Source organism: Caulobacter sp. FWC26, from assembly GCF_002742645.2.
Lineage (GTDB): Bacteria > Pseudomonadota > Alphaproteobacteria > Caulobacterales > Caulobacteraceae > Caulobacter.
In genome coordinates this window covers 4,391,966-4,409,928 of record NZ_CP033875.1, presented here as the reverse complement: position 1 = coordinate 4,409,928, position 17,963 = coordinate 4,391,966, and the positions used below count along the sequence as shown (strand labels likewise).

The 17,963-nt window shown below is 67.9% G+C and carries 18 protein-coding genes; 10 read left to right on the top strand and 8 right to left on the bottom strand.

The annotated features are described in order from the left end of the window. Positions 1–165: 165 nt before the first annotated feature. Together CSW63_RS22620 and CSW63_RS22615 are read right to left on the bottom strand one after the other, a co-directional pair. Positions 166–585, bottom strand: coding sequence for a PaaI family thioesterase (locus CSW63_RS22620; protein ID WP_099502955.1), 420 nt, complete (start codon positions 583–585; stop codon positions 166–168). Beyond that, positions 582–1,082, bottom strand: a complete 501-nt coding sequence (locus tag CSW63_RS22615; protein ID WP_168193717.1) for a PaaI family thioesterase — start codon at positions 1,080–1,082, stop codon at positions 582–584. The genes CSW63_RS22620 and CSW63_RS22615 overlap by 4 nt, the downstream gene beginning before the upstream one ends. 136 nt (positions 1,083–1,218) lie before the next feature. Between CSW63_RS22615 and CSW63_RS22610 the strand changes: the two genes are divergently transcribed. Then, entirely contained in the window at positions 1,219–2,247 is a 1,029-nt protein-coding gene (locus CSW63_RS22610; protein WP_082749552.1) for a ligase-associated DNA damage response exonuclease, read from the top strand. Here CSW63_RS22610 and CSW63_RS22605 read toward each other — a convergent pair. Continuing rightward, a complete protein-coding gene (locus CSW63_RS22605) occupies positions 2,223–3,401 on the bottom strand; it encodes a citrate synthase family protein (RefSeq protein WP_062096767.1) in 1,179 nt (392 codons plus the stop codon). The genes CSW63_RS22610 and CSW63_RS22605 overlap by 25 nt on opposite strands. A 74-nt stretch (positions 3,402–3,475) precedes the next feature. Between CSW63_RS22605 and CSW63_RS22600 the strand changes: the two genes are divergently transcribed. From CSW63_RS22600 to queG, 5 genes are all read left to right on the top strand, one after another. Next, positions 3,476–4,561 carry a citrate synthase/methylcitrate synthase gene (locus CSW63_RS22600; protein ID WP_062096765.1) on the top strand — a complete coding sequence of 362 codons (1,086 nt, stop codon included), beginning with the start codon at positions 3,476–3,478 and terminating at the stop codon, positions 4,559–4,561. Positions 4,562–4,592: 31 nt separating this feature from the next. Next, a complete protein-coding gene (locus CSW63_RS22595; protein ID WP_062096763.1) occupies positions 4,593–5,522 on the top strand; it encodes a cation diffusion facilitator family transporter in 930 nt (309 codons plus the stop codon). A 61-nt stretch (positions 5,523–5,583) separates the two neighbouring features. Further along, positions 5,584–7,035, top strand: a complete 1,452-nt coding sequence (rfaE1, locus tag CSW63_RS22590; RefSeq protein WP_062096761.1) for a D-glycero-beta-D-manno-heptose-7-phosphate kinase — start codon at positions 5,584–5,586, stop codon at positions 7,033–7,035. Between the two features lie 119 nt (positions 7,036–7,154). Next, positions 7,155–7,841, top strand: a complete 687-nt coding sequence (gene fzlA / locus CSW63_RS22585; protein ID WP_062096989.1) for an FtsZ-binding protein FzlA — start codon at positions 7,155–7,157, stop codon at positions 7,839–7,841. Then, positions 7,822–8,940, top strand: a complete 1,119-nt coding sequence (gene queG / locus CSW63_RS22580; RefSeq protein WP_062096759.1) for a tRNA epoxyqueuosine(34) reductase QueG — start codon at positions 7,822–7,824, stop codon at positions 8,938–8,940. The genes fzlA and queG overlap by 20 nt, the downstream gene beginning before the upstream one ends. Here queG and CSW63_RS22575 read toward each other — a convergent pair. Next, complete coding sequence (locus CSW63_RS22575; RefSeq protein WP_171012827.1) at positions 8,937–9,818, bottom strand: UTP--glucose-1-phosphate uridylyltransferase; 882 nt, start codon at positions 9,816–9,818, stop codon at positions 8,937–8,939. The genes queG and CSW63_RS22575 overlap by 4 nt on opposite strands. Positions 9,819–9,978: 160 nt before the next feature. Between CSW63_RS22575 and CSW63_RS22570 the strand changes: the two genes are divergently transcribed. Beyond that, on the top strand, positions 9,979–10,476 hold the full coding sequence (locus tag CSW63_RS22570) for an FKBP-type peptidyl-prolyl cis-trans isomerase (RefSeq protein ID WP_062096757.1): 498 nt from the start codon (positions 9,979–9,981) through the stop codon (positions 10,474–10,476). Here CSW63_RS22570 and CSW63_RS22565 read toward each other — a convergent pair. From CSW63_RS22565 to rfbC, 3 genes are all read right to left on the bottom strand, one after another. Further along, positions 10,473–11,675 (bottom strand): threonine ammonia-lyase, encoded by a 1,203-nt coding sequence (locus CSW63_RS22565; RefSeq protein ID WP_062096987.1) that lies wholly within the window; start codon positions 11,673–11,675, stop codon positions 10,473–10,475. The genes CSW63_RS22570 and CSW63_RS22565 overlap by 4 nt on opposite strands. A gap of 75 nt (positions 11,676–11,750) precedes the next feature. Continuing rightward, positions 11,751–12,653, bottom strand: a complete 903-nt coding sequence (locus tag CSW63_RS22560; RefSeq protein ID WP_082749547.1) for an alpha/beta fold hydrolase — start codon at positions 12,651–12,653, stop codon at positions 11,751–11,753. A 140-nt stretch (positions 12,654–12,793) separates the two neighbouring features. Further along, positions 12,794–13,357: a dTDP-4-dehydrorhamnose 3,5-epimerase gene (rfbC, locus tag CSW63_RS22555; protein WP_062096753.1), complete on the bottom strand. Its 564-nt coding sequence runs from the start codon at positions 13,355–13,357 to the stop codon at positions 12,794–12,796. A gap of 36 nt (positions 13,358–13,393) precedes the next feature. Here rfbC and CSW63_RS22550 point away from each other — a divergent pair, with 36 nt between their 5' ends. Further along, positions 13,394–14,419: a glycosyltransferase family 2 protein gene (locus CSW63_RS22550; RefSeq protein ID WP_062096751.1), complete on the top strand. Its 1,026-nt coding sequence runs from the start codon at positions 13,394–13,396 to the stop codon at positions 14,417–14,419. A 133-nt stretch (positions 14,420–14,552) separates the two neighbouring features. Here the strand turns inward: CSW63_RS22550 and argE are convergent, their stop codons facing one another. Continuing rightward, positions 14,553–15,728: an acetylornithine deacetylase gene (argE, locus tag CSW63_RS22545; RefSeq protein ID WP_062096749.1), complete on the bottom strand. Its 1,176-nt coding sequence runs from the start codon at positions 15,726–15,728 to the stop codon at positions 14,553–14,555. Between the two features lie 178 nt (positions 15,729–15,906). Here argE and purU point away from each other — a divergent pair, with 178 nt between their 5' ends. Both purU and rfbB read left to right on the top strand, forming a co-directional pair. Beyond that, positions 15,907–16,749: a formyltetrahydrofolate deformylase gene (purU, locus tag CSW63_RS22540; protein WP_062096747.1), complete on the top strand. Its 843-nt coding sequence runs from the start codon at positions 15,907–15,909 to the stop codon at positions 16,747–16,749. A 74-nt stretch (positions 16,750–16,823) separates the two neighbouring features. After that, complete coding sequence (rfbB, locus tag CSW63_RS22535) at positions 16,824–17,888, top strand: dTDP-glucose 4,6-dehydratase (RefSeq protein WP_062096745.1); 1,065 nt, start codon at positions 16,824–16,826, stop codon at positions 17,886–17,888. Positions 17,889–17,963: the final 75 nt, after the last annotated feature.

Sequence of the window (17,963 nt, the reverse complement as noted above, 5' to 3'; positions counted from 1 at the left end):
ATATAGGTCCGGACCTTGGTTATTACACGTTACTCTTGCTTCATGACGCCGATTTAAGAAACGTTGACGTCCGTAATCGACATTAACGAGGCGTAATGTGAGCGTTCAAATCCGTTTCAATGGAAACTTTAACCTCATGTCGCCGGATGCGGCGTCCCGGCGAGGTCAATCCTCGCTCGGCGCCACCAGAAACAGTCCGCGCAGCGACGCGATCGGCGCCGATCGTGTCTCCTGCCAGGCCTCCACATGCACATTGGCGATACGGCGGCCCAGTTTCTTGATGATGGCGCGGGCGTAGGTGGTCTGGGGACGCCCCGAGCGCAGATACTCGATCGAGACGTCGATGGTGCGGGGCTGACGCTTCATGGGGGCGGCCACGGACAGCTGGGCCAGGGCCGTCATTTCCATGAAGGCGCCCAGAACACCGCCGTGGATCGCGGGCAACATCGGGTTGCCGACGATATGCTGAGCGAAGGGCAGGACGGCGGTCATCTCATCCCCGGCCAGCTCGGCCTTGATCCCGAGGAAGCGGGCGTAGGGAATGGACTCCAGCATCGAGACGAGGCGGGTGTCGGCGTCGCTCATTGGTCGACCCCTCCGGTCTTGGCGCGCTGCTCACGCGAAGGTTTCAGGTTGGCGCCGGCCTTCTTGCCGGCGCTGGAGTCGAGCATGAAGGTCGCCTGACCGGTGGCGATCGGGTCCTCCGGATCGCGGTCGTAGGCCACAGCGCGAACGAAGGCCACCGAACGGGTCAGCTTGTAGCAATGGGCGCGGGCCATCACGTCGAGGCCGGGCTCGGCCGCGCGCATGTAGTCGATCCGCAGGTCGAGCGTCGCGATCGAGGTCCAGGTGTCCAGCGCGGCGTGCACGGCCTGGCCGCTGGCGTGATCCAGCAGAGTGGTGACGACGCCGCCGGCGATGACGCCGGTCTCAGGATCGCCGACGATCTCCGGGCGATAGGGCACCTTCAGCACGGCCACCGCATCGCCGATCTGCAGGGTGGCGAACCCCAGGGCCTTGGCTTGGGGACTACCCTCGTTCATCGCCGTGGCGATGAGTTTTGACTGTTCGTGATCGCTCATGCGGATAGGCTTAGCGCCTAGAGCGTGACGCCGAAAGTGGGAACCGGTTTCGGCTCCTGTCACGCTCTAACCCTATGATTCAGACCCTGTTTACGGGTTTAGATGGTTCCATCTAAACCCGACAGGCTCTAAGGCGTTGTCTTTTCCAGACGTGATCAAGCCCGAAGATCTTCTCTGTCCCCGGCCAGCGGGTCTCTACTGCCCGCCGGGAGACTTTTACATCGACCCGGTCCGCCCCGTGGACCGGGCGGTGGTCACCCATGGCCATGCCGATCACGCCAGGGCGGGCCATGGGGCCGTCGCCGCCACGCCCGAGACCCTGGCGATCATGGCGGCCCGCTATGGCGAGGACTTCGCCGGGCGTCGCGAGGCTGTTTCCTATGGCCAGAGCTTCACGCATGACGGCGTCTCCGTAACCTTGGTCCCGGCCGGCCATGTGCTGGGCTCGGCCCAGGCGGTGGTGCGCTGGAAGGGGCTGACCATGGTCGTCTCCGGCGACTACAAGCGCCGCCGCGATCCGACCTGCGCGCGGTTCGAGCCCGTGCCCTGCGACGTCTTCATTACCGAGGCGACCTTCGGTCTACCGGTCTTCCGCCACCCGGACGACGCTGGGGAGATCCGCAGCCTGTTGTCGTCGGTTGAGCAGTTTCCGGACCGCTGCCACCTGGTCGGCGCGTACGCCTTGGGCAAGGCCCAGCGGGTGATCCGCCTGCTGCGTGAGGCCGGTTGGGACAGGACGATCTATGTTCACGGCGCGCTGGAGCGGCTGAACGCGCTCTATGAGGCGCATGGCGTGGACCTGGGACCACTGGCGCCGGCCACCGCCTCGGGGCCGAAGGACGCCTTCGCCGGCCAGATCGTCATCGCGCCGCCCAGCGCCATCGCCGATCGCTGGTCGCGCCGTTTCCCCGACCCCGTCGACTGCCTCGCCTCGGGTTGGATGCGGGTGCGGGCCCGCGCGCGCCAGCGTGGCGTTGAGCTGCCCCTGATCCTGTCGGACCACGCCGACTGGGACGAACTGACCGCGACCCTCGCCGAGCTGAGGCCGGGCGAAGTCTGGATCACCCACGGACGTGAGGAGGCCCTGGAGCGCTGGTGCCAGCTGGAGGGCATCCCCGCGCGGGCCCTGCGCCTGGTCGGCTACGACGACGAAGAGGGCGAATGACGCGCCGCGCTGGGGACGCCGCCCACATAGCGGGCGCGCGGCCGGATCAGCTTGCCGGTCTGCAACTGCTCGATGGCGTGGGCCGTCCAGCCGGCGCTACGGGCGGTGGCGAACAGAATGAACGGGGCGTCTGGCGGCAGGGCGAGGCCGCGCGCCAGGGCGACCAGCGCAAAGTCGATGTTCGGCGCCCGCCCCGTCGCCGCCTGGGTGGCCCGCCAAAGCGGCGCCAGCGGCGCGGGCGGCTCGAAACTGCTCAGAAGCGCCGCTGCGCGCGGATCACCATCGGGATAGAGCGGATGGTCAAAGCCCGGCAGGCTGGAGCCCCGTTCGAGGCGCGCCGAGACGGCGGCGGTCTCGCCCCGCCGGTCCGCCTCGTCGACAAAGGCCTCCACGCGCGCCGCCATGCCGCCGTGCAGGGGTCCCGACAGCGCCGACAGACCGGCCAGGCAAGCCGCGGATAGGGAGGCGCCGGTCGAGGCGGCCACGCGCGCGGCGAAGGTCGACGCGTTCAGCTCGTGATCGGCCAGAAGCACCAGCGCCCGCCGGATCAGGTCGGCTCCGGCGTCGTTCAGGCTCCAGGCCTGGGCGAAGCGCTGATGCGCCGGCCCGTCGCCCGTTCGGCCCGTGGCGGCGTCGACGATCGCGTCCAGAAGGTCCGCCGCCTCCATGGCCAGGGCCAGCGGGGCGCGGCCTCGGGCTGGCGGCTCCCGTCCCGCGCGTTCGGCGAGGGTGAGGAACAGGCGTGAGCGCGCGCTGTCGGTGATGGGCGGGGCTGAGCGGCTGGAGGTCTTCAACGCCGCGCCGTGGCCGCCCCGCAGAAGTCGAGCGACGTTCTCCAGCGTCAGGCCTTGGTCGGCGAGGACCGCTGCGTCCTGGCCCCGATACCAGAGCTTGCCCGCCGCCACCGTCGTGATGGCCGACGGCAGGACGGGTTCGCCCCAGGCGATGGCCTCGGCGGCGACGTCCGCGACGCGGCGCCCGCGCGCCTTCTTTCGGGCCAGAGCCGCGACGTCGGAGGCGCGATACAGGCTGCGGCGCGGGTCCCCCGGGTGCGCAGCGGCTTCGATCCGGCCGCGACTGACATAGGCGTAGAGCGTCTGGGGTCTGATCCCCAATCGCTCCAGAACCTGATCCGCGTCCAGCCAGTCGTTCATATAGATTGATTATATTGATCAAGATTGACGATCAAGTCGCGTTGGCGCTCCTTCGCAGCGAAAGGAGACCGCACATGTCCGAGGGTCTTGAGGGCGTGATCGCCGCCCGAACCGTTCTGTCCGATGTCGATGGCGCCCATGGCCGCCTGGTGATCCGAGGCTACGCCGTCGAGGACCTCGCGGGGCGGACGCGCTTTGAGGAGGCCGCGCACCTGCTGTTCGACGGTTTCTTCGACGACGCTCCCAGTGATCTTGCCGCCGTGTTGGGCGAGGCCCGGGCGCGCGTCTTCGCCGAGGTCGGCGCGCTGGATGACGGCTTGGCCCGGCGGGATCCGGTCGAGGCCATGCGCGCCCTGCTGGCGCGCTTGCCCGACGGCGATGATCTGCGAACGGCCCTGCTGCTGATCGCCGCCCCGGCGGTGTTCACGCCGGCCGTACTGCGAGTCGCCGCCGGAGAAGCGCCGATTGCGCCGGACCCCGCGCTGTCGCACGCCGCCGACATCCTGCGGATGACCCGGGGCGCGCCGGTCACCGACGCCGAGGCGGCTGCGCTGGACGCCTATCTGGTTACGGTCTGCGACCATGGGCTTAACGCCTCCACCTTCGCGGCGCGGGTGGTGGCCTCGACGCGGGCGGGCCTGACCTCTTCCGTCCTGGCCGGCCTGTCGGCGCTCAAGGGGCCGCTGCACGGCGGCGCGCCAGGACCGGTCATCGACATGCTGGACGCGATCGGAACGCCGGAGAACGCGCGGCCCTGGCTGGAGCGCGCCTTGGCGCGCGGCGACCGCCTGATGGGCTTTGGCCATCGGATCTATCGTGTCCGCGACCCGCGCGCCGACGCTTTGAAGGCGGCCGTGCGCATGCTGGCGAGCGCCACCGGCGCGGCCCCCGGGCGACTGGCCTTCGCCGAGGCCGTGGAGCGGGCCGCGCTTGAGATCCTGCGCGAGCACAAGCCCGACCGACCGCTCGACACCAATGTCGAGTTCTACACCGCCCTGCTGCTTGAGGCCCTGGGGCTGCCGCCGGCCAGTTTCACCTGCGTGTTCGCCATGGGGCGGGTCGCCGGCTGGCTGGCCCATGCGCGAGAGCAACTGGCCGTTGGCCGCCTGATCCGGCCACAATCGGTCTATGTTGGTCCCGAGGTCCGCGTCGCGGCTTAGCCTTCGGCGCCGAGTGCGGTAGAGAGAGGCCATGTCCCTCTCCGCCGCCTCACCCGAGACCCGGGCCGCCACCCAGCGCGTGGCGCTGCTGTCGGTCGCCACGGCCGCCATTCTGATCGTGGTGAAAGCGATCGCCTGGCAGGCCAGCGGTTCGGTGGCGATCCTGGCGTCGCTGTCGGACTCGGCCCTGGACCTCGTCGCGTCGCTGATCACGGTCTACGCCGTGCGCTACGCCGCCGAACCGCCGGACGCCGAGCACCGGTTCGGGCACGGCAAGGCCGAAGCGTTCTCCAGCCTGATGCAGGGCGGTCTGGTCTTCGCCTCCGGGGCCCTGGTGGGGCGTGAAGCCATCAACGCCTGGCTTCATCCGCAGCCCGTCGAGCACGGGCTGGCCGGCGTCGCGGTCATGGCGATCTCGATCGCGCTGACGCTCGCCCTGATCACCGCCCAGACGCGGGTGGTGAAGGCCAGCGGCTCGATCGCGATCTCGGGCGACCGGGCCCACTACGCCGCCGACCTCGCCTCGAACGCCGTCGCCCTGGTCGGTGTCGGCGCGGCGGCTTGGCTGGGGTTGCCGTGGGTGGACGCCGTGGCCGGCTTGATCGTGGCGCTGTGGCTGATCTGGGGCGCCGTCGGCGTCTTCCGGGAGGCGTCGCACCAGCTGATGGACCGCGAGCTGCCCGACGAGGATCGCGAGAAGATCGTCGCGCTGGTCACCGCCGATCCCAAGGTTCTGGGCGTCCACCAACTGCGCACGCGCGCCTCGGGTCCCTATGTCCACATTCAGATGCACGCCGACCTGGCCGGCGACATCTCGTTGGCGGAGGCGCACGCGATCATCGTCGCGGCGGAGAACCGCGTGCTGGACGCCTTTCCGGCGGCGGACCTGATCATCCACGGCGATCCGCGCGGTCTGGCCGAGAAGCACGGCGGCCTTTTCGCCGAGGTCGAGCACGACTGACGGCGCTTGCCCAAGACGCCCCGACGGGGGCAAAAGCGCCGCGAGAACCCGAAGGACCCCTATGGACGACACCCTGGCCCACCTGCCCCGCGCCTTCGCCGGCAAGACCGTGCTGGTGCTGGGCGACGTGATGCTGGACCGCTTCATCTATGGCGCGGTCGATCGCATCTCGCCCGAGGCGCCGGTGCCCGTGATCGCGGTCGAGAAAGAGACCGCCATGCTGGGTGGGGCCGGCAACGTGGCGCGCAACGTCGCCGCGCTGGGCGCAAAGGCTGTGCTGATCGGCCTCGTTGGCCATGACGACGCCGGGGCCGCGCTACGGGGAATGATCGACGCCGAGGCGGGCCTGGAGGCCGAGCTGGTGGCCGATCCCGCGCGGCGTACGACCGAGAAGGTTCGCTACATCTCCGGTTCGCACCAGATGCTGCGCGTCGACCGCGAGGACCGGGGCCCAGGCGACGGGACGGCCCTGCTTGCGGCGTTCAAGGCGCGGCTGGGCGCGGCCGACGTGGTGGTGCTGTCCGATTACGCCAAGGGCGTGCTGACGCCGGAGGTGGTTCGAGGCGCGATCGACGCCGCCAAGGCCGCGGGCAAGCCGGTGATCGTCGATCCCAAGAGTCGGGACTTCTCGCGCTACGACGGCGCCACCTTGATCAAGCCGAACCGGAAGGAAGCCGCTGAGGCCACGGGGATCGTCGATAACAGCGATGCGGCCTCGGAAGACGCCGGCGCGGCCATTCTGGCCATGGCGCCTGGGCTTGAGGCGGCGCTGATCACCCGCGGCGGGGCCGGTATGACCTTGGCGGTGCGGGACCAGGCGCCGATCCATCTGCCGGCCACGGCGATCGAGGTGTTCGACGTCTCTGGCGCGGGCGACACCGTCGCGGCGACGCTCGCCCTCTCGGTCGCGGCGGGCGCCAGCCTGGCGCAGGCCGCCCAACTGGCCAATCTGGCTGGAGGGCTGGTCGTGGCCAAGCTTGGCACCGACGTCGTCACGGCCGCCGAGCTGACGGCTTGCGCCACCTCCGTCCAGGGCGAACCTGGCGAGATCAAGATCGCCGACCGCGATCAGGCCCGGCGGATCGTGGAAGGCTGGCGTGCGCGTGGCTTGAAGGTCGGCTTCACCAACGGCTGTTTCGACCTGCTGCACCCGGGCCATGTGTCGTTGCTCTCCCAGGCCAAGGCCGCCTGCGATCGCCTGATCGTCGGCTTGAACACCGACGCCTCGGTCTCCAAGCTCAAGGGGCCGACCCGTCCCGTTCAGAAGGAGCAGGGCCGCGCCACGGTGCTGGCGTCGCTCTCGTCGGTGGACCTGGTCGTGCTGTTTGACGAAGACACGCCGCTGGAGCTCATCAAGGCCTTCCGCCCCGACGTCCTGGTCAAGGGCGCCGACTACACGATCGAGACCGTGGTGGGGTCCGACATCGTGCTCGGCTACGGCGGCAAGGTCGTTCTGGCCGAGCTGAAACAGGGCCAGAGCACGACCAACCTCATCGCTCGGATGAACAGCTGAGGTTCCAGCGCCAAAACGCCGCGCAAAAGCCTGGATTTCCTGGCTCAACGTGGTTCGGCAATCTGTTGTTAAGCAAAACGGCGCATCGCTCTTTCGATGCAGCCTGATTGCGCCTGGGCATGAGCGTCGAACGTACTCTTCACCATTTCCCCCTCGATCCCGCCTCGCGACAGGTGCGTCTGGCGCTGGGCGAGAAGCGCCTGCCCTTCGTCGAAATGCAGGTTCGCTACTGGGAAATGCCGCCGGAGTTCACCGCGCTGAATCCCTCGGGCATGCCGCCGGTGCTGGTCGAGACCAAGCACCAGCGCAACCTTGTGGTCTGCGAGACCCGCGCGATCCTCGAACACATCGAAGAGACCGAGAGCGAGCCGCCGCTGTTGGGGCGCGATCCGGCCGAACGCGCTGAGGCCCGGCGGTTGCTGCAGTGGTTCGACCGCAAGTTCGACAACGAGGTCAACGGCTTCCTGCTGCATGAGAAGATGGAAAAGCGCCTGCTGCGGATGGGCGCGCCCGATCTCGCGGCGCTGCGTCAGGGACGCGAGGCCCTGCGGATGCACCTGGGCTACATCGAAAGCCTGCTGCAGACCCGCGACTGGCTGGCGGGTCGCCGCATGAGCCTGGCCGACTTCGCCGCCGCCGCGCACCTGTCGGTGATCGACTACTTCGGCGACGTGCCCTGGAAGGACTTCCCGACCGCCAAGACGTGGTACATGAAGCTGAAGTCGAGGCCTTGCTTCAGGCCGATCCTGGCCGACCGCTGGCCCGGCCTCGCGCCGGCCGCGCACTATGACGACCTCGATTTCTGAGCTGACGCCAGACCGCATCAAGGACGAGATCCGCGCCGAGGCCCTGAGACTCGGCTTCTCCGCCTGCGGTTTCGCCAGCGCCACGGACGCCTGGCCCAACGGCGAATGGCTGCGTGAATTTGTCCACGCCGAGCGCCACGGTGACATGGGCTGGATGGAGGAGACGCTGGAACGGCGCTCGCATCCCACCGCCATGTGGAGCGACGCGAAGTCGGCGGTGGTGCTGGGCGTCAACTACGGCCCCGACATCGATCCGCTCGAACAGCTGGCAGATCCGGAGCGCGCGGCGATCTCGGTCTATGCCCAGGGCGACGACTATCACGACGTGATCAAGAAGCGCCTGAAGGTGTTGGCGGGCTGGATGCACCGCCGGTTCGGCCAGGACGTGAAGGTCTTCGTCGACACCGCGCCGCTGCTCGAGAAGCCCCTGGCCCAGCGCGCTGGCCTGGGCTGGCAGGGCAAACATACGAACCTTGTCTCACGTCAGTTCGGCTCGTGGCTGTTCCTGGGAAGCGTCCTGACGACACTGGAACTCCCGCCGGACGACGCCGAGGTCGATCATTGCGGCTCGTGCCGCGCGTGCCTCGACGTGTGCCCGACCAACGCCTTCCCCACCCCCCGCCAACTGGATGCCCGACGCTGCATCTCGTACCTGACGATCGAGCTCTCCGGACCCATCCCCGCCGAGTTCCGGCCGGCGCTCGGCAACCGGATCTATGGCTGCGACGACTGTCTGGCGGTGTGTCCGTGGAACAAGTTCGCCTCGCTGTCGAACGAGGCCAAGCTCGTTGCGCGGGGGGCGCTGCGCCAGCCGTCATTGGCCGAGCTGGCGGTGCTGGACGATGCGGCCTTTCGGGCGTTGTTCTCGAAGAACCCGATCAAGCGGATCGGCCGCGACCGCTTCGTGCGCAATGTGCTCTACGCGATCGGCAACAGCGGGGACGCTAGCTTGATGGCGGTGGTGGAGCCGCTGCTGGCCGACCCCACGCCGGTCGTGCGCGGCGCGGCGGTGTGGGCCGCGCGGCGGTTGCTGGGAGACGCTGCGGCGGCCCTTCGAGGGCGCGAGGGCGACGAGAGCGTTCTCGCCGAATGGCTCTAAACTTTTAGCGCCGCCTCGACCGCCGCGCGCGCGGCCGCGCCCAGGTCTGGGCGCTTCAGAGCGAGGGCTACGTTGGCGCGCAGCAGGCCGATCTTATCGCCGCAGTCATGGGTGACGCCCTCGTAGACATAGGCGTGGAAGGGCTGGTCCTTCATAAGCTTGGCCATCGAGTCGGTCAGCTGGATCTCGTTGCCGGCGCCCTTCTCCTGGGCCGCCAGCAGGGCGAAGATCTCGGGCTGCAGGATATAGCGGCCGGCGATCGCCCAGTTGGACGGCGCCGTGCCTTGCAGCGGCTTCTCGACCATGCCGGTCATGGTGGCCATGCGGCCATCGACCTTGCCCGGGGCGACGACGCCGTACTTGTGGGTCTCGCTCTCCGGCACCTCCTCGACGCCGATGACATTGCCGCCGCCCACCGTGTTGTAGACGTCGACCAATTGGCCAAGGCACGGGCGCTCGGCGTCGACGATGACGTCCGGCAGCATGACCGCGAAGGGCTCGTCGCCGATGATGTCACGCGCGCACCAGACCGCGTGGCCCAGGCCCAGCGGGGCCATCTGGCGCACGAAGCTCATCTCGCCCGGCTTGGGCAGTTCGGCGCGAAGCTGCTGCAGAATGTCGGTCTTGCCCTTGGCCTCCAGTTGCGCCTCGAGCTCGACCTGATGGTCGAAATAGTCCTCGATCGCGCCCTTGCTGCGGCCGGTGACGAAGACGAAGTGCTCAATGCCCGCCTTGCGGCCTTCCTCGACAATGTAGGACAGGATCGGGCGATCGACGACGTTCAGCAGTTCCTTCGGCGTGGTCTTGGTGCCCGGCAGGACACGGGTGCCAAGGCCGGCGACAGGCAGAACGGCTTTGCGAACGGGCTTCATGAACATCTCGTCTGCGGAGGCGGGTAGCTGTTTCTAGGCGCCCGGAGGCCCGGACGCCACTCCTGTTGCGTGAAATCGACCTCGCGCGCGCAGGCATTGGGGGTCCAGGCATGGATTTTCGGGCCGGCCGTGTTAGCTGAACGGCCTGTTTCGATCGAGGTCCCCCATGCATCGTCGCGCCCTGCTCGCCACCCTCGCCGCCACGGGTCTGGTCCTTACGGCCTGCGGTCCCAGCAAGAAGGCGCAGGAGAACCTCGCCGCCGCCGACGCCTTCATGGCCAAGAACGCCAAGGAGCCGGGCGTCGTCACCCTGCCGCAGGGCTTGCAGTACAAGGTCGTGCGCGAAGGCCCGAACGGCGGCATGCACCCAAGCAAGGCCGACGAGGTCAAGGTCCACTACGAGGGCAAGCTGATCGACGGCACGGTGTTCGATTCGAGCTACGAGCGCGGCGTGCCGGCGGTGTTCCCGCTGGACGGGCTGGTCCCGGCGTGGGTCATCGCCTTGCAGCGCATGAAGGCCGGCGACGAGTGGATCCTCTACGTGCCGCCGGCCCTGGGTTATGGCGCGCAGGACAAGGGCCCGATCCCCGCCAACAGCGTGATGATCTTCCGGATCGAACTCTTGGACGTGAACCGGATCGGGCCGGGCAAGCCCAAGGGCTAGACCGCGCGGGGCGGGTAGCCGCTTTCGCGCAGGGCCTCCATGACCTCTTGAGTGTGCTGGGCGTCGCGGGTCTCGATGGTGATGTCGAACTCCGCGCCCTTGGCCGGCACGTCCAGGGCCAGGCGGTTGTGGTTCACCTCGATGATATTGGCGCCCATGGTCCCGATCACCGAGGCCACGGTCGACAGCAGGCCCGGCCGATCGTCGCCGATGATCCGCAGACTGACCAGGCGCTGGGCGCGGACCAGTTCGCGGGTCAGGACCGAGGCCAGCAGGCGGGTGTCGATATTGCCGCCGCACAGGATCAGGCCGCACTTCTTGCCCCGGAAGCGTTCGGGATAGGCCAGCAGGGCGGCCAGCGAGGCCGCGCCCGCGCCCTCGGCGATGGTCTTCTCGACGTTACAGTACAGCGAGACGGCCTGCTCCAGGTGCGGCTCTTCCAGAAGCAGAACGTCGTCGATCAGCGGGCGCACCACGCCGTAGGTCAGGTCGCCGACCTGCTTGACCGCCACGCCTTCGGCGATGGTCTGGCCGCCGCAATGGGCCGCCACGCCGCGCATGCGGGCGGTGAAGGACGGATACATGGCCGGCTCGCAGCCGATGATGCGGATGTCGGGCTTCAAGGCCTTGGCGGCCGTCGCCACGCCGCTGATCAAGCCGCCGCCGCCGATCGGCACGGGGAGGACTTCCAGGTCGGGCGCGTCTTCCAGCATTTCCAAAGCGATCGTGCCCTGGCCGGCCATGATGTCGTAGTCGTCGAACGGGTGGACGAAGGTCAGGCCCTGCTCGTCGCGAAGCTTTCGGGCGTGGGCGTTGGCGTCGTCATAGGTCTCGCCCTCGATGACCACGGTCGCGCCGAAGTCGCGGGTGTGCTGCACCTTCACGAAGGGCGTGGTCTTGGGCATGACGATGGTGACCGGCACGCCCAGCCGCGCGCCGTGATAGGCCAGGCCCTGGGCGTGGTTGCCGGCGCTGGCGGCGATGACCCCGCGCTGCTTCTCGGTCTCCGAAAGAAGCATCAGCTTGTTCAGCGCGCCGCGCTCCTTGTAGGCGGCGGTGAACTGCAGATTCTCGAACTTCACCCACACCTCGGCGCCGGTGATCTTCGACAGGGTCTTGGAGTGGCGGCACGGCGTGCGCTCGATCTGGCCTTGGAGACGGCCGGCGGCGGCCTGGATAGCGGCGAGGTCGAGGGTCATGTCGTCCACTTCTGTCGCGGCGAGAAAGCGCCGTTGCCGCGCCTCTAGCACGGCAAGGCTCTCGGTTCACGTCCCTTAGGGCGCTTCGTGCAGCAGCTTTTCTATCGCCGCCCAGGCTTCCGGCTCGGTCAGCATCGGTGCGTGACCGACGCCGGGGACCTCGGCATAGGCCATGGCGGGCGCGGCGGCGCGCATGCGCTGGGCGATATCCGGGTCTATCAGGTCCGAGATCGCGCCGCGCACCAGCAGCAGCGGCCGATCCTTCGCCAGCGCCCGGAACAGCGGATACATGTCCGGCGGCGCCAAGGCCTGGCCGCCCTCGGCCTGGGTCTTGGCGGCGGCCTCTGCGGCGGCCTTGATCGGAGCGGAGATGTCGGGATCATAGGCCAGCACGAAGCCGTCGCCCTCCTGGTCGAACAGGCGCCGGGCGAAGGCGTCCCAATCCTGCGCGCCATAGGCGGGGAAAGCCGCTTCGTTGATCGCCTTGGCGTAGGCGACGGCCGCGTCCCAGGTCTCGAACTGGCTGGCAAGGCCGGTATAGCCGGCGATGCGGGCCAGCCCCACCGGCGACAGCTCGGGGCCGACGTCGTTCAGCACCGCCGCACCGATGGCCTCGGGCTGCAGCGAGGTCAGCACCATGGTGATCAGGCCGCCCATGCTGGTGCCGACGAACACCGCCCGCGCGATCCCGGCCGCCGCCAGCAGGGCGACGACATCCGCCGCATAGGTTCCGGGATGATAGTTCATCGGGTTGGGATCGCGCGCCGACAGACCCCGGCCCCGGACATCAACCGCCAGCACCCGACGGCCCAGGGCGGCGATCCGAGGCGCCAGGTCCTCGAAGTCGCGAGCGTTGCGCGTCAGCCCGTGGATGCAGATCACCGGCAGTCCGCGCGCCTCACCGATCGGCGCATAGTCGCGCGCATGTAGCGGCAGGCCGTCATGGGCGGTCCAGAAGAAGTCGGTGAAGCTCATTATAAACTCCGATTTCCCCGGCGAACGCCGGGGCTCAGATCGAACCCATCAGGCTTTGTGGGTCGTATCGGGGCTGCTGGCGCGAAAGCCATGAAAGCTAAGCGTGAATCTGGGCCCCGGCATTCGCCGGGGAGGTCGGACTACTATGAGGCGTACTCGAACGGCGAGTCGATCTCGCTCAGCAACGGCGCGGCGTTGTCGCGATCGTTGGCGGTGATGTCGGCGACCGGGATTGGCCAGTCGATCCCGATGGCCGGGTCGTTCCAGCGCACGCCGCCCTCGGCCTGGGGCGCGTAGTAGTCGGTGACCTTGTAGAGCACCTCGCAGGCGTCGGTCAGGGTGACGTAGCCATGGGCGAAGCCCTTGGGCACGAGCAGTTGCTGACGGTTCTCGGCCGATAGTTCAGCCCCCACCCAGCGGCCAAAGGTCGGCGAGCCTTTGCGGATGTCGACCGCCACATCGAAGATCGCGCCCACCACGCAGCGCAGCAGCTTGTCCTGGGCGTGGGGCGGCCTTTGATAGTGCAATCCCCGCTGGATGCCGCGCGTTGTCGAGCGGACGTGATTGTCCTGAACGAACGTCGCCTTGAACCCCGCCTCCTCCAGCGCCGATTGGCGGAACGTCTCGGAAAACCAGCCGCGCTCATCGCCATGGCGCGCGGGCGTGATAAGCAGCACTTCGGGGATCGCCAGCGGCGTGATCTTCATGACGCAATACTTTGCTCTGGAATTTGCTGACCACCGATGCCGTCTGACACGTCCGAACACAAGACCGGCCCGGCGGTAACCGTCGTCATCGTCTCCTACCAGAGCGGCCCGACGCTGGAGGCGTGCCTGGACAGGCTCGCGGCCCAGACCTTTCGCGACTTCGAGACGATCCTGATCGACAACGCCTCGACCGACGGCGCGCCCCAGGCGGCGGCCAAGGCGCATCCGTGGGTCGATTTCATCGAGGCGGGCGCCAACCTCGGCTTCGCCGCCGGCAACAATCTGGCGGCCCGGCGCGCCAAGGGCCAGTGGCTGGTGCTGCTCAATCCCGACGCCTACGCCGAACCCGACTGGCTGGAAGAGCTGATGGCGGGCGCGGCGCGCCATCCGACCGTCAAAAGCTTCGCCTCTCTTCAGCTGTCCGCCGACCGCCCCGGCCTGCTGGACGGCGCGGGCGACAACGTCACCAGCGCGGGCATCCCCTTTCGAGGCGGCTATGGCCGCAAACCGCCAGCGGTCCTACCCGAGGGCGAGGTGTTCTCGGCCTGCGGCGCGGCGATGCTGATCGACCGGGAACTGTTCCTGGCGGTCGGGGGCTTTGACGAGCGCTACTTCTGCTACTGCGAGGACGTCGATCTCGGCTATCGCCTGCGGCTCTATGGCGAACCCACCCTGCTCTTGCCCAAGGCCAAGGTCGCCCATGTGGGCTCAGCCAGCACCGGGGTAAGATCGGACTTCTCGATCTTCCACGGTTCGCGCAACCGGGTGTGGACCTTCCTGAAGAATACGCCCGGCTGGCTTTTCCCCGTTACGCTGCCCCTGCATGTCGCGGTGACGGCGGGTCTTCTGCTGCTGCATTGGCGGCGGGGCGATGTCGCCCCGACCATCCGGGGCATCCGCGCGGCCCTGAAGCGCGAGGACCTGGACCAGGTGATGGCCGATCGCCGGACGATCCAGGCCAAACGCAGGGTTTCGCCGGGCGCGATCCTGCGGGTTATGGCCATCGATCCGGCGGCGTTCGTCGGTCGCCGGTTTGTGATCAGGAAATGGAGAGGCGCCTAACTTTCCCCGACTTTCCCGGCGAATGCCGGGATCCAGATCTCGAAGCGCTTGGGCTGACGGGATTGACGCTGAGCTCATAGCTTTCACCCCAGCGCTCTTCCATCTGGGCCCCGCATTCGCCGGGGAAACGGCGTTAGGTTGTCAGGTCCTCGATCAGCCGGCGCATGAAGGCTGCGCCACGCTGCATCTGGCTGACTTCGACATATTCGTCGGGTTGGTGGGCCTGGTCGATCGAGCCGGGACCGCAGATCACGGTCGAGAAGCCCGCGCCCTGGAACTGTCCGGCCTCGGCGGCGTAGGGCACGACGCGCGCGGGGCCATTATCGCCGGCCAGCTTGCGGGCGAAGGCCTCGGCGACGCCGTCCTCTTCGGGCGCGAAAGCAGGGGTCAGCGAGCGGCGTTCGACCTTGACCCCGCCCTCGGGAGCCTTGGCCTTGATTTCCGCGTCCAGGGCCGAGGTCATGGCGAAGAAGTCCGACAGCAAGGCGACAGGGTCCATGCCGGCCGGTGTGCGCAGGTCGAAGATGAACACGCATTCGCGCGCCAGGATGTTGACCGCTGTCCCGCCGTTCACCTGGCCGATGGTCAGGGTCGCGCCCTTCGGCGTGAATGGCGAGTTGGGATCAGCCTCCCGCTCCAGCCTTTCCGACAGCGTGACCAGCATCGCCATCAGCTTGATCGCCATCATGTTCGCCGACACCCCGAGATGGGTCAGGCTGGAGTGAGCCTCGCGGCCGGTCACCGTGACCTTGAAGCTGGCGATGCCCTTGTGGGCGCGCACCGCCACCATGTCGGTAGGCTCGCCGACCACCACCAAAGCTGGGCGGGGAACCTCGCGGGCGATGACGTCGATCATGTCAGGCGCGCCCAGGCACCCAACCTCCTCGTCATAGGAGAACGCCAGGTGGACGGGCTTGCGAAGGTTCGCTGCGGCCAGGTCCGGGGCGGCGGCCAGCGCCAGGGCCAGGAAACCTTTCATGTCGCAGGTCCCGCGCCCGTACAGGCGGCCGTCGCGCTCGGTCAGCGTCCAGGGATCGGTGGACCAGGGCTGGCCGTCGACCGGGACCACGTCTGTATGGCCCGACAGCAGGACCCCGCCCTCCACGGCCGGTCCGATCATCGCCATCAGGTTCGACTTCGTTCCCTCCGCATTCGGCACGCGCCGGGTCGGGACGTTCAGGTCGGCCAAGTACCGTTCGACCCACTGGATCAGCTCGAGGTTCGAGCGCCGTGAGGTGGTGTCGAACGCCACCAGCTTGGCCAGGATGTCGATGGCGCGGGCGGACAGCGCTTCGGAGGAGGAAACCATGGCGCGAGCCTAGACCCTTTCGCGCGGGCTCGGCCACCCCGGAACCCCACAAGCGGCGCGCATGGCAAGGTCATGCCTCTTGAATGGTCCGCCAAGCCGTGTCTCAGGGGATTTCGTGCGCGCGCGGCGCGATGAAGCGCTTTTCTTCGCGCGCCGGCTTCTCTAGAGGGAGCGGACCATGATCCTGACCCTTTCCTGCCCCGACCAGCGCGGCATTGTCGCCAAGGTCTCCGCCTTCCTGTTCGAGCGCGGCTGCAACATTCTCGACGCCCAGCAGTTCGACGACCAGGAGACCGGTCAGTTCTTCATGCGGGTGGTCTTCGACGCCGATGGCGCGGACCGCGAGGCGCTTCGCGGCGACTTCGGCGCGCTCGCCGACGGCTTCAAGATGAAGTGGACGCTGCGGAACCGCGCCGACCGCTATCGCGTGCTGCTGCTGGCCAGCAAGTTCGACCACTGCTTGGCGGATCTCGTCTATCGCTGGCGCATCGGCGAACTGCCGATGGATATCACCGGCGTCGTGTCCAACCATCCGGCCGAAACCTACGCCCATATCGACCTGTCGGACCTGCCCTTCCATCACCTGCCGGTGACCAAGGAGACCAAGTTCGAGCAGGAAGCCGAGCTGTGGAAGCTGATCCAGGAAACCAAGACCGACATCGTGGTGCTCGCCCGCTACATGCAGGTGCTGTCTGATGGTCTCTCGGCCAAGCTGCAGGGCCGTTGCATCAACATCCACCACTCGTTCCTGCCGGGCTTCAAGGGCGCCAAGCCGTACCACCAGGCCCACGCGCGCGGCGTGAAGCTGATCGGCGCCTCGGCCCACTATGTGACCGGCGACCTCGACGAAGGCCCGATCATCGAGCAGGACGTCGAGCGCATCAGCCACCGCGACACGCCTGAGGACCTGGTTCGCAAGGGCCGCGACATCGAGCGCCGCGTCCTGGCCCGGGCCCTGCGCTACCGTCTTGAAGACCGGGTGCTGCTGAACGGCCGCAAGACGGTGGTGTTCACCGATTAGGCGGGCGGAGTTGCGCGTACACTAAAAACTGGATACGGGGCGTGCTCTTTGAAGAGGCAAGAGCCGTCCAGCGCATGGCAGAGCAACATCTTCGCGTGATGGTGACCGGCGGGTCGGGCTTCATCGGCTCGGCGGTGTGCCGTCATCTGGCTGGCCAGAACAATGTCGCGATCCTCAACTATGACAAGCTGACCTACGCCGCCTCGCAGGCCAGCCTGGCCATGCTTGAAGGAAAGGCCGACTACCAGTTCGTACAGGGTGACGTGGCCGACGCGGGCTCTGTCGCTGACACGATCCGAGCCTTCCAGCCGAACGTCGTGATGCACTTGGCCGCCGAGAGCCACGTCGATCGCTCGATCACCGGCCCGGGCGACTTCATCCAGACCAACATTGTCGGCACCTATGTGATGCTGCAGGTCGCCCTGGAGCACTGGCGGGGTTTGGACGGCGAGGACAAGGACCGCTTCCGCTTCCATCACATCTCGACCGATGAGGTGTTCGGCAGCCTGGGCGCCGAGGGCCTGTTCAGCGAGGCCACGCCCTATGATCCGCGCTCGCCCTATTCGGCGTCGAAGGCCTCGTCCGACCATCTGGCGCGGGCCTGGCATCACACCTACGGCCTCCCGGTCGTGGTCTCCAACTGCTCGAACAACTACGGGCCCTATCACTTCCCCGAGAAGCTGATCCCGCTGGTCACGCTGAACGCTCTGGAAGGCAAGCCGCTGCCGGTCTACGGCAAGGGTGACAATGTTCGCGACTGGCTGCACGTCGAGGACCACGCCCGCGCCCTGCACCTGATCGCCACCCGAGGCGTCCCGGGTGAGAGCTACAACGTCGGCGGCCGCAACGAGCGCACGAACCTGCAGGTGGTCGAGGCCATATGCGACATCCTCGACGAGCTGCGGCCGATCCCGGGCCAGAGCCGTCGTGACCTGATCACCTTCGTCGCCGACCGTCCGGGCCACGACGCCCGCTACGCCATCGATGCGACCAAGCTGGAGACCGAGTTGGGCTGGACGGCGCAGGAGACGTTTGACACCGGCTTGCGCAAGACCATCCAGTGGTACCTCGACAACGAGGCCTGGTGGGGGCCGCTGCGCGCGCGCTATGCGGGCCAGCGCCTGGGTCTATCGAAGTAGGTACGACCACGTCGTGCTGGAAAAGCCGCGCGCGCTCGGTGACAGTCCAACCTCGTCATAAGCGCGCTGCGGGAG

Coding starts and splice junctions, on each gene's coding strand:
- purU (WP_062096747.1), top strand. CDS start 15,907: ATGATCCTGACCCTTTCCTGCCCCGACCAGCGCGGCATTGTCGCCAAG.
- queG (WP_062096759.1), top strand. CDS start 7,822: ATGACGACCTCGATTTCTGAGCTGACGCCAGACCGCATCAAGGACGAG.
- CSW63_RS22620 (WP_099502955.1), bottom strand. CDS start 585: ATGAGCGACGCCGACACCCGCCTCGTCTCGATGCTGGAGTCCATTCCC.
- rfbC (WP_062096753.1), bottom strand. CDS start 13,357: ATGAAGATCACGCCGCTGGCGATCCCCGAAGTGCTGCTTATCACGCCC.
- CSW63_RS22605 (WP_062096767.1), bottom strand. CDS start 3,401: ATGAACGACTGGCTGGACGCGGATCAGGTTCTGGAGCGATTGGGGATC.
- CSW63_RS22615 (WP_168193717.1), bottom strand. CDS start 1,082: ATGAGCGATCACGAACAGTCAAAACTCATCGCCACGGCGATGAACGAG.
- CSW63_RS22565 (WP_062096987.1), bottom strand. CDS start 11,675: ATGACCCTCGACCTCGCCGCTATCCAGGCCGCCGCCGGCCGTCTCCAA.
- CSW63_RS22600 (WP_062096765.1), top strand. CDS start 3,476: ATGTCCGAGGGTCTTGAGGGCGTGATCGCCGCCCGAACCGTTCTGTCC.
- rfbB (WP_062096745.1), top strand. CDS start 16,824: ATGGCAGAGCAACATCTTCGCGTGATGGTGACCGGCGGGTCGGGCTTC.
- CSW63_RS22575 (WP_171012827.1), bottom strand. CDS start 9,818: ATGTTCATGAAGCCCGTTCGCAAAGCCGTTCTGCCTGTCGCCGGCCTT.
- CSW63_RS22595 (WP_062096763.1), top strand. CDS start 4,593: ATGTCCCTCTCCGCCGCCTCACCCGAGACCCGGGCCGCCACCCAGCGC.
- fzlA (WP_062096989.1), top strand. CDS start 7,155: ATGAGCGTCGAACGTACTCTTCACCATTTCCCCCTCGATCCCGCCTCG.
- CSW63_RS22570 (WP_062096757.1), top strand. CDS start 9,979: ATGCATCGTCGCGCCCTGCTCGCCACCCTCGCCGCCACGGGTCTGGTC.
- argE (WP_062096749.1), bottom strand. CDS start 15,728: ATGGTTTCCTCCTCCGAAGCGCTGTCCGCCCGCGCCATCGACATCCTG.
- CSW63_RS22550 (WP_062096751.1), top strand. CDS start 13,394: ATGCCGTCTGACACGTCCGAACACAAGACCGGCCCGGCGGTAACCGTC.
- rfaE1 (WP_062096761.1), top strand. CDS start 5,584: ATGGACGACACCCTGGCCCACCTGCCCCGCGCCTTCGCCGGCAAGACC.